This is a genomic window from Mycobacterium sp. (genome assembly GCF_035314665.1).
In the GTDB taxonomy this organism is placed as follows: Bacteria; Actinomycetota; Actinomycetes; order Mycobacteriales; family Mycobacteriaceae; genus Mycobacterium.
Genome location: NZ_DATFZD010000418.1, coordinates 1 through 9,564, shown reverse-complemented (window position 1 = coordinate 9,564; position 9,564 = coordinate 1). Strand labels below are relative to the sequence as shown.

The window sequence follows — 9,564 nt, the reverse complement described above, 5'->3', positions numbered from 1 at the left end:
CGGCCAGCACGCCCACCCCGCGGGAGACGGCCTCCGAGCGCAGCGCCAGAGACAGCCCCACGATCGCGTGCTTGGTCATCACATAACTGGTGATCTGGCCGGCCGCGGTCAGCCCCGCCATCGACGCGGTGTTGACGATGTGGCCGTGCCCCTGCCGCAGCATCACCGGGTAGGCGGCCGTCACCCCGTGCACGACGCCGCGGATGTTGACGTCGATGATGGCGTTCCACTGGTCCAGCGTGAGCAGTTCCGTATTACCGCCCCAAGCGATTCCGGCGTTGTTGAACATCAGGTCGAGCCGTCCGGCGTGGGCGACCACGGCGTCGACGGCAGCCGCCACCGCGGCCGCGTCGGTGACGTCCAGGGTGGCCGACGTCGCGGTGCCCGGACCGTGCAGGCCCTCGGCGGTACGGGCCGCTGCGGCGCCGTCGACATCGGTGCAGACGACGTCGGCGCCCGCAGCGACCAGGGCCCGGCACAGTGCCGCGCCGATGCCCGAGCCCGCGCCGGTGACGATCGCTTGCTTGCCGGTGAGACTCACTGCGCGGCCAGCTTCATCACGTGGCCCAAGATGTCTGGGTGTCGCTTCATGTGCGCGCCGCCGTTGAGGTCGAGCACCTCACCGGTCAGCCACGGCGCCTTGCACTGGAACACGACGGCCTCGGCGATCTCCTCAGGGGTGCCGGCGCGGCCCAGCGGCGTGTTCTCCAGGTATTCGTTGAGCACGCCCGGAATTTGGGTGGCCGGCTCGGTGAGCGGTGTGTGCACGAATCCGGGGGCGACGGCGTTGACCCGGATACCGCGCGGCGCGAGTTCGAGCGCCGCGACTTGGGTCAGCATCGACAGGCCAGCCTTGGCCGCGCAGTAGGCGCTCATTGCGGCAGCGGGCTGGCGCCCGTTGAGCGAACTGATCGACACCAGCGCCCCGCCGTCGCGCAGCCGCGGCGCGGCGTGCTTGATCACCAGGAAGGCGCCGGTGAGGCAGACGTCGACGACCGAGCGGAAATCTTCGACGGACAACTCTGTGATCAGCCCAACGCCGCTGTAGCCGGCGGTGTTGACCACCACGTCGAGCGTGTCGGCCTGCCCGAAAAGTGCTCGTACCGAGTCTTCGTCGGTGACCTCGACCGTCTCGGCGGTGTGCGGGTCGCCGATCTCGGCGGCGACGGCACGCGCGCCGTCGACGTTGCGGTCCGCGACGGTCACCTTGCAGCCATCGGCGGCCAGTGCGTGCGCCACCGCGCGGCCGATGCCGGACGCGCCGCCGACAACGACAGCCGTGCGATCAGTCATGCGGGGCTCCGATCGGGTCGAGGGTCATTCCACTTGGCTTCGATCACGCGCCACGGGTCGGCGTAGCGGCCCGGATAGCGGTAGTACGGTGAGCGACGTTTGAGCAGCTCATGGGCCAGCGGAGCCGCCAGCCTTATCGGATAGCGCCGCCAGCCCATCCGGTCGGCCATCTCGGCCAGCATGTGTGCCCACGAAACCCGTTGGAATTTCAGGGCTTCCACTGAGCGTGCGGTGTCCATCCAATCGGTGGCGAACCAGTCGGCGTCGCTGTCCGGGTTGCCCTTGCGCCCTCGAGGTACTCCGCCGACCAAGCCCATCGCCGCGGCGCTGGCCGGCGCGATGTCGCCCTGGACGTGGCGGTGCGAGTCGTCGCCGCCGATCAGCAATGTCTCGCCGACCACCGGCGCGGTGGTGGCGGCGACGAACGCGCGGGCGACATCGCGCACGTCGACGGTCTGGATGCGCCCGTCGACCGGCAGCGACGCCTCGAAGTAGATGGTGTCCAGGTCGAGGTCGAACCGCGGCTCCGACGTGAGCACGCCGCCGAGTCGCAGCACCACCCAGTCCAGCTCGGAGCCGTGCACCAGCTGCTCGGCCTCCACCTTGTGGGCGCCGTAGATGTCGGATGGCCGCAGCGGTGTGTCCGCGGTCAGCACGTCGGTGATGCGGTGGGGGTTACGGGCGCCGTAGGCGGCGACGCTCGAGGCTTGCACAAATCGCGGCGGCGCCGGCAGCGTCTTCGCCGCGTCGATCAGAAATCCGGTCGCGTCGACGTTGACGCGGCGGGCCAACGCAGGCCGCGCGTAGCACACCGGCGGGATGATCGCGGCAAGGTGGATGATCGCCGCGGGCGAGACTTCGCGCAGCAGCGCGCCGACCGCGTCCGGATCGGTGAGGTCGGCCCACCGGACGTCGGTGGCCGGCAGCAGGGCGGCTGCCTTCTTGCTGTTGGCCGGGATGTCGAGGTCGGTGGCGACGACGCGGCGGCCGTCGGCGCGCAGCTGCCGCACCGTCGCGGACCCGACCAAGCCGAACGCCCCGGTGACCAACACCGTCTCGGTCATATGCGCCGCTCCTCCTCGTCGCTCGCCAAGAGGGTGTATTTCGCGACGCGACGACGCGGAATATACCGCTACTCGGCCATGGCGGGGGCGACAACCGCTGCCAGATGGGGCTGGGCGGCGGCTTTCATCTGGTCGAACAGCTCGGTGTAGTAGGGCAGGCATTCGGCCATCGCCTGCTCGGTGGTGAACAGTGGCCGATAGCCGAGTTCGCGGGTGGCTTTGCCCACCGAGAAATAGTTGTCGAGATAGAGCCGCTCGACGGCCAGCGGTTCCAGCGCGGGTTTGGGCAGCCCGAAGCGGAAGTGCAGTCGCTGCCAGCCCGACATTGCCGCGCGGACCGCGGCGCCGGATATCCGCAGCCGGGGCAGGCGATGACCGCACGCCGCCACCACGGGTCGGGCGAACTCGAACATGTTCACCGGTTCGGCATCGTTGATGAAGTAGGCTTGCCCGGGCGCGGTGCCGCCGGGCACCAGGTGCTCGGCGGCCAGGATGAAGCCGTGAATCAGGTTGTGCACGTAGGAGTTATCCAGCCGCGCGGCCTTGCGGCCCACCAGGATCTTGACGTGACCGGCCTGCACACTTTCGAACACCTTGCGGAACATGGTCTGGTCGCCACAGCCCCAGATTCCGCTTGGGCGGACGGCGCACGTCAGCAGCCCGGCCCCGCCGTTCGGTGACGCGTTCTGGGACAAAACAAATCGCTCGGCCACCACTTTGGTCTCGGTGTAGAGGTCGTTGAACCGGTCGGTGTAGGGGAGGGTCTCGTCGCCACCGGATATGGGCTGGCCGCCCATCACCACACTGTTGGACGACGTGTAGACGAACCGCTTCACCGCGGCCGCCTGTGCGGCGTGCACCAGGTTCTTGGTGCCCTCGACGTTGACGGCGAAGCTGCGCTTCCGGTACTCCTCGGTGACCGACGCGCCGCCCAATAGCTCGATGAGCGCGGCGGTGTGAAAGACGGTGTCGATGCCGTCGACCGCGGTCGCGACCATGTCGCGGTCGCAGATGTCGCCCTGGAGCACCTCCAGCCCCGGCTGGGCCGGCAGCGGCGAGGGCGCCCGGTCGAAGGACCGGACCTGGTAGCCACGGTCGAGCAGCGTGGTGACCAGGTTGGCGCCGACGAATCCCGAGCCGCCGGTGACCAGGATCCGGCCCAGCTGGGTGGTCGGCAATGTTCCAGAAGTGTCAGCCATGCCGACGAAGATAACTGAAACGTGTTCCAGTTTCGAACAGAACCCCCGAAATTGGGTTCTTTTTCAAGAACCGTCCTGGCCGTCGGCGCCCAGTGTGTCGGCCACCCGCTTACGCGCTCCAGCTAAGTGTTCCTCGCAGCGTTTAGCGAGCTGTTCGCCTCTTTCCCACAATTTCAGCGATGCATCGAGGTCCAGCCCGCCCTGCTCCAGAAGGCGCACGACCTCGATCAGCTCGTCTCGGCATTTTTCATAGCCAAGTTGACTAATAGGTGTAGCCTCTTCGCCTTCTTCACGAGCCATCGGTTCGTCCTTCACTTATCGCTGCGACGGAACCGTCGGCAACTCGCACCCGCAGCTTGGTGCCCGCCGGGGCATCGTCGACTGAGCGGAGCACCGCCGAGGGCCCGTCCGTAGCAACCGTCTGCACCACGGCATAGCCGCGGACCAGGGTGGCCGCGGGACCCAACGTAGCCAGCCTTGCGGACAAGTGACCGACGCGTTCGGCCTCCACGTCGATCATCCGGGTGATATCCCGGCGAACCGCCGACCGGGCGCGGTGGACCTCCTCGGCGCGCACCCTCAGCGCGGCTAGCGGCTCGGCGAGCACCGGCCGGCTGCGCAACTGCGCGAGCGCGCGCTGTTCGCGAGCCACCCAGTTGCGCAGCGCCTGGGCGCTGCGCCGGCGCAGGTCGTCGAGCAGGTGTTGCTCCGCCGCGGTATCCGGGACGATCTTCTTGGCGGCATCGGTGGGAGTCGCGGCCCGCAGGTCGGCGACCAGGTCGCACAGCGGATTGTCGGGCTCGTGACCGACCGCACTGACCACCGGGGTGCGACACGCGCCGATCGCGCGGCACAGCGTCTCGTCGGAGAACGGCAGCAGGTCCTCGACGCTGCCGCCGCCGCGGGCCACCACGATCACGTCGACATCGGGGTCGGCGTCCAATTCGCTTAGCGCGTCAACGATCTGGGCGACGGCGGTCGGACCCTGCACGGCGGTGTTGCGCACGGCGAACCGCACCGCGGGCCAGCGCGCGGCGGCCACCGTGGTGACATCCCGCTCGGCGGCGCTGGCCCGGCCGGTGATCAACCCGACCGTGGCAGGCAGGAAGGGGATCGGTCGCTTGAGCCGCGCGTCGAACAGCCCCTCGGCGTCCAGCAGTCGTCGCAGCCGCTCGATGCGTGCCAGCAGTTCGCCGATGCCCACCGCGCGTATTTCGCTGAGCCGCAACGAGAATGTGCCGCGTCCGGTGAAGAAGTTCGGCTTTCCGCAGACCACCACCTGCACGCCCTCGACGAGCTTGACCGGGGCACGGTCCACCAAATCGCGTGGGGCAGTTACGGTCAGCGACATGTCGGCCGCGGGGTCCCGAAGCACCATGAATACCGTCTTGGCGCCCGGCCGGATATTGATCTGGGTCAGCTGACCTTCCACCCAGACCGTGCCCAGTTTGTCGACCCAGCCCGCGATCCGGATGGCCACCGCGCGAACCGGATACGGGTTCTCGGCCGAATTCGCCGGTCGAGCCGGCACCGCTCGGGTCACTTCGCCGTCGCGCGCGTGATCCTGTTGGCGAGCAGCGTCTGGAACGGTGCACGCGACTTGGTGGCCTCTTCGTAGGCCAGCAGCGCCTCGAGTTCATCCAGGTCGAGCGTTTGCAGTCGGGCCCGCAGCTGGGCCAGCGTCAGCGTTTCGTAGTCCAACTCGTCGGCCACTGCCGGCGTAGGCACGTTGCTGGCCGATTTCCTGGCACGGGTGACGGACACGGGCCGAGTCGGGTGGTCGGCGCTGCCCCCTCCGGGCGACGGGTCAGGTGCGGTGTACAGCGCGAACCGTCCTTCGGCGCGGTTTTCGACGTCGGACGGGTCGACGCCCAGTCCGGGTCCGTCGTCGTCGAGGTCTTCATCGAAGGTTGCCCACTCGGGCTGCTCTTCCTTGGGCGGAAAAATCTGCTCGAGGGTCGAGTCGCCCTTGATCACCAGTTCGGCCATGTTCTGCTGAAACCGCATGACGATGTGCGCGGCCTGACTGACCAGTGTCATCGGATACATCAGGATGGTTTTCGGCAGCCTGATCGTCTCCTCGACGGCGAGTGTCGCCGCGCCGACCAGCAGCCGGACCCCATACGGTGCAGTAACCATGCGGTCCAGACTGCCTTAACAGGCGGTCAACGCCAAGCCGAACGGCGCGAGTTGGCGAGCCCCAGTCCGCAGAAAGTAACCTGGGTACCATGCCGCCAACCGTCAACATGGGGATCCCGGGCGCCGCCAGCTCGGCGGTCGAACCGGTCACCGGCAAGCGCGTGCTGCTCGCCGAGCCACGCGGATACTGCGCCGGCGTCGACCGCGCCGTCGAGACGGTCGAGCGCGCGCTGGAAAAGCACGGCCCACCGGTTTACGTGCGGCACGAGATTGTGCACAACCGGCATGTGGTGGACACCCTGGCCAAGGCGGGGGCGGTTTTCGTCGACGAGACCGACGAGGTCCCCGAGGGCGCCATCGTGGTGTTTTCCGCCCACGGCGTCGCGCCGACCGTGCACGCGACGGCGGCCGAGCGGTCGCTGCGCGTCATCGACGCCACCTGCCCGTTGGTCACCAAGGTGCACAACGAGGCCAAACGCTTTGCCCGCGACGACTACGACATCCTGCTCATCGGTCACGAGGGGCACGAGGAGGTCGTCGGAACCGCCGGCGAAGCCCCCGACCATGTGCAGCTGGTCGACGGGCCCGGCGCGGTGGACGGTGTGACGGTTCGCGACGAGAACAAGGTGATCTGGCTGTCGCAGACCACGCTGTCGGTCGACGAGACCATGGAGACCGTGCAGCGGCTTCGCGCGCGGTTCCCGAAACTGCAGGACCCGCCGAGCGACGACATTTGCTACGCGACCCAGAACCGCCAGGTCGCGGTCAAGGCGATGGCGCCAGAGTGCGAGCTGGTGATCGTGGTCGGGTCGGGCAATTCGTCGAACTCGGTGCGGCTGGTCGAGGTTGCGCTGGGTGCTGGGTCGGCGGCCGCGCATCTGGTGGACTACGCCGACGACATCGACCCGGGGTGGCTGGACGGGGTCATCACGGTCGGGGTCACCTCCGGCGCGTCGGTGCCTGAGGTGCTGGTGCGTGGCGTGCTGGAGCGGCTGGCCGAGTACGGCTATGACGTGGTGCAGCCCGTGACAACGGCCAACGAGACGCTGGTGTTCGCGCTGCCGCGGGAGATCCGCCCCCGGCGCGACGGCTAGGCGTCCCTAGATGTCTCCAGACGCCCTTAGGCGTCCCTAGATGTCTCCAGACGCCCTTAGGCGTCCCTGATGTCGTAGTTCCAGGAGTCGGGCGGGGGCTCGCGCATCCTCGTGGGACGGGACGGGGGCTCGTTGCGTGAGTCGTCAGCCCTGGTTGATTCGCGATACCGGACTTGTGAGATCGGGTGGTGTGTAGCGGCCCCGTTCGGCACGGGCCTGCGACGTGGCTCCGGCGGCGCGACGGATTCGTATGGCTCGATGGGCTCGTAGGGGTCGAAGCGGCTGCTGCGCCGGGTCGGGCGCTCCGTGCGACCGTGCGGGTCGCGCCGGATCTCGCGCGATGGCCGACCACGCAGGTCGGGATCGCGCGGCACCCTGCTGCGGCGGGGTGGCTCAGAGGCGTCGAATTCGCGAGGGCGCGCCGGGCGCTGACCCCGGGAGCGCCGGGCACGGTCAAGTGTCGGATCGGCTGCTTCGTCCAGCGGCGGCCGGACATGCCGGGAGCGCGACGCTGCCGGACGCTTGCCCGTCTTGCTGCTCTCGGCTGACCTTGCAGATCTCGCCTGCTTCGCAGAGCGTCCAACTGCGTGGGTTCGCCGCGAACGGGCCCTGCCGGCTTTCTCGGCCGAGTCGTCATCGCCGGGCTCGCGCCGAAGACCTGCGAACATCGATACAAGCTTGCCGGCCAGCCCAGCCGGCTTAGCCTCGCCGGTCGTCATTTCGGCTTCGGCGGCTTCGGCCGCCGCGGTCGCTGCCGGGCGGGTCACCCTTGCCAGCAACCAGCGGATGATGCCGATGCCCAGCACGCCAGCCGAGGTGAACAGCATCAGCGGGAAGCGTTCGATCAGCGGATAGCCGCAATTGATCAGGAGGTCCTTGACGCCGGTGAACTTAGCGCCGTGGAACAGCCAGTACGCGCCGGGCACCGCGCAGAACAGGATCAGCGGTGGCTGGATGACCGCGGTGAAGACACCGGACTGGCGAACCGCCAGCACCGCAACCACGCAACCCAGCACGTACAGCGCGGCGAAGACGGTGGTCAGTTCCTTGCCCGATCCGGCGTCGAAGGCGAAGCCCGCCGCGGTGCCCGTGACAGCGACAACCACGGCGGCCCACCAGGGCACACCAGGGATGTTGGGGATTATCGAGCGGTGATCCGCCGCCACCGCCGACCGCGTCCGCTCTGCTGACACACGTCGACCGTACCGGCTCAGCACCAAAAGGCTGGTAAAGACCTCGTTAGCAACCCGTGGGCGTGCCATATTCCGCGCCGCCTGCGCTCTCCTACACTTGTGTCCCTGTGAGCTTGAGCCTCGGGATCGTAGGTCTGCCGAATGTCGGCAAGTCGACGCTGTTCAACGCGTTGACCAGAAACAATGTGGTGGCCGCGAACTATCCGTTCGCGACGATCGAGCCGAACGAGGGCGTGGTGCCGCTGCCCGATCCCCGGTTGGCGACGTTGGCGGAGATGTTCGACTCGGAGCGCATCGTGCCCGCGCCGGTGACATTCGTCGATATCGCCGGCCTGGTCGCGGGCGCATCCGAAGGCGCTGGCCTGGGCAACAAATTCCTGGCCAACATCCGCGAATGTGACGCGATCTGCCAGGTGGTGCGGGTGTTCTCCGATGACGATGTGACGCACGTCGCCGGGCGGGTGGATCCCAAGTCCGATATCGAGGTCATCGAGACCGAGCTGATCCTGGCCGATCTGCAAACACTCGAGCGCGCCGTTCCGAGGCTGGAGAAGGAAGCCCGCAACAGCAAGGACCGCAAGCAGCTCTACGAAGCCGCCGCGGCTGCTCAACAGACGCTGGATGGCGGGACGACGCTCTTCGCCGCGAGGGCGGATGCCCTGCTGCTGCGGGAATTGAATCTGTTGACCACCAAACCGTTCCTCTACGCGTTCAACGCCGACGAGGCGGTGCTCACCGATGCCGAACGGGTCGCGGATCTGCGCGCGCTGGTGTCGCCTGCGGACGCGGTCTTCCTGGACGCGAAGATCGAGGCCGAGCTCACCGAGCTCGACGACGAGTCGGCCGCCGAGCTACTGGAGTCGATCGGTCAGACCGAACGTGGACTTGATGCGTTGGCGCGGGCCGGTTTTCACACACTGAAGTTGCAAACCTTCCTGACGGCCGGGCCCAAGGAATCCCGGGCCTGGACCATCCATCAAGGCGATACCGCGCCCAAGGCGGCCGGGGTGATTCACACCGACTTCGAGAAGGGCTTCATCAAGGCCGAGATCGTGTCCTACGACGACCTGGTGGCCGCGGGGTCGATGGCCGCGGCCAAGTCGGCCGGCAAGGTGCGCATGGAGGGCAAGGACTACGTGATGGCCGACGGCGACGTCGTCGAATTCCGGTTCCAAGCAACCTCTGGTCAGCAACCCAAGAAGTAGAAATGGGAGATGCGGAGATGGCGGTCTGCGCGGTGAGTTTCGGATGAGATGATGCTACCGTCGTGACACGCTCGGCACCGATCCCGAAAACAGCACGGCCGCAGCCAAAGCCATCTCAAAGACGCAAACGACACTGTTCTAAACGCTTCGGTTTACGCATCGCCCGACGCCGACGCGCGGAGTCGCGCTTTTAGGAGCACCCGCTTACATGGATTCGCCTGCCGGCTCCAACGCACACATTTACCGGCGGCGGTGGTGGCGGTGGGGGCGGAAAGTCCTGCGGCAGCGGCGCATAGTCGGCCGGCGGCGGGACATAGGTGTTGACCGTATCGGCAACGTTGGTGCACCCGCTAACTGAAACACGCCTGCCGACGCCC

The 9,564-nt window shown here is 67.7% G+C and carries 10 protein-coding genes and 1 pseudogene; 2 read left to right on the top strand and 9 right to left on the bottom strand.

Annotation, left to right across the window (positions count from 1 at the left end):
- From VKI00_RS30155 to VKI00_RS30125, 7 genes are all read right to left on the bottom strand, one after another.
- The coding region (locus VKI00_RS30155) for an SDR family oxidoreductase (RefSeq protein ID WP_324444761.1) at positions 1 to 541 on the bottom strand (541 nt) is incomplete at its 3' end.
- Complete coding sequence (locus tag VKI00_RS30150) at positions 538 to 1,293, bottom strand: SDR family NAD(P)-dependent oxidoreductase (RefSeq protein WP_324444759.1); 756 nt, start codon at positions 1,291 to 1,293, stop codon at positions 538 to 540. The genes VKI00_RS30155 and VKI00_RS30150, both read right to left, overlap by 4 nt.
- Positions 1,290 to 2,357 (bottom strand): NAD(P)-dependent oxidoreductase, encoded by a 1,068-nt coding sequence (locus VKI00_RS30145; protein WP_324444757.1) that lies wholly within the window; start codon positions 2,355 to 2,357, stop codon positions 1,290 to 1,292. The genes VKI00_RS30150 and VKI00_RS30145 overlap by 4 nt, the downstream gene beginning before the upstream one ends.
- Positions 2,358 to 2,425: 68 nt before the next feature.
- Complete coding sequence (locus VKI00_RS30140) at positions 2,426 to 3,556, bottom strand: 3-beta-hydroxysteroid dehydrogenase (RefSeq protein WP_324444756.1); 1,131 nt, start codon at positions 3,554 to 3,556, stop codon at positions 2,426 to 2,428.
- 63 nt (positions 3,557 to 3,619) lie between these two features.
- On the bottom strand, positions 3,620 to 3,856 hold the full coding sequence (locus tag VKI00_RS30135) for an exodeoxyribonuclease VII small subunit (protein WP_324444754.1): 237 nt from the start codon (positions 3,854 to 3,856) through the stop codon (positions 3,620 to 3,622).
- The gene (gene xseA / locus VKI00_RS30130) at positions 3,846 to 5,087 is read right to left on the bottom strand and encodes an exodeoxyribonuclease VII large subunit (RefSeq protein ID WP_414687338.1); all 1,242 of its coding nucleotides are present in this window, start codon (positions 5,085 to 5,087) and stop codon (positions 3,846 to 3,848) included. The genes VKI00_RS30135 and xseA overlap by 11 nt, the downstream gene beginning before the upstream one ends.
- An 8-nt stretch (positions 5,088 to 5,095) precedes the next feature.
- The gene (locus tag VKI00_RS30125) at positions 5,096 to 5,695 is read right to left on the bottom strand and encodes a lipid droplet-associated protein (protein WP_324444750.1); all 600 of its coding nucleotides are present in this window, start codon (positions 5,693 to 5,695) and stop codon (positions 5,096 to 5,098) included.
- 89 nt (positions 5,696 to 5,784) lie between these two features.
- On the opposite strand from VKI00_RS30125, the gene VKI00_RS30120 reads away from it, so the two are divergent.
- On the top strand, positions 5,785 to 6,789 hold the full coding sequence (locus VKI00_RS30120) for a 4-hydroxy-3-methylbut-2-enyl diphosphate reductase (protein ID WP_324444748.1): 1,005 nt from the start codon (positions 5,785 to 5,787) through the stop codon (positions 6,787 to 6,789).
- 56 nt (positions 6,790 to 6,845) lie between these two features.
- Here VKI00_RS30120 and VKI00_RS30115 read toward each other — a convergent pair whose 3' ends face one another.
- Positions 6,846 to 7,982, bottom strand: a complete 1,137-nt coding sequence (locus VKI00_RS30115) for a DUF6542 domain-containing protein (RefSeq protein WP_324444746.1) — start codon at positions 7,980 to 7,982, stop codon at positions 6,846 to 6,848.
- Positions 7,983 to 8,089: 107 nt separating this feature from the next.
- Between VKI00_RS30115 and ychF the strand changes: the two genes are divergently transcribed.
- A complete protein-coding gene (ychF, locus tag VKI00_RS30110; protein WP_324444744.1) occupies positions 8,090 to 9,187 on the top strand; it encodes a redox-regulated ATPase YchF in 1,098 nt (365 codons plus the stop codon).
- A gap of 190 nt (positions 9,188 to 9,377) precedes the next feature.
- Here ychF and VKI00_RS30105 read toward each other — a convergent pair.
- Positions 9,378 to 9,564, bottom strand: a pseudogene (locus VKI00_RS30105) (hypothetical protein); the annotation flags it as partial.

Coding starts and splice junctions, on each gene's coding strand:
- VKI00_RS30150 (WP_324444759.1), bottom strand. CDS start 1,293: ATGACTGATCGCACGGCTGTCGTTGTCGGCGGCGCGTCCGGCATCGGC.
- VKI00_RS30145 (WP_324444757.1), bottom strand. CDS start 2,357: ATGACCGAGACGGTGTTGGTCACCGGGGCGTTCGGCTTGGTCGGGTCC.
- VKI00_RS30140 (WP_324444756.1), bottom strand. CDS start 3,556: ATGGCTGACACTTCTGGAACATTGCCGACCACCCAGCTGGGCCGGATC.
- VKI00_RS30135 (WP_324444754.1), bottom strand. CDS start 3,856: ATGGCTCGTGAAGAAGGCGAAGAGGCTACACCTATTAGTCAACTTGGC.
- VKI00_RS30125 (WP_324444750.1), bottom strand. CDS start 5,695: ATGGTTACTGCACCGTATGGGGTCCGGCTGCTGGTCGGCGCGGCGACA.
- VKI00_RS30120 (WP_324444748.1), top strand. CDS start 5,785: ATGCCGCCAACCGTCAACATGGGGATCCCGGGCGCCGCCAGCTCGGCG.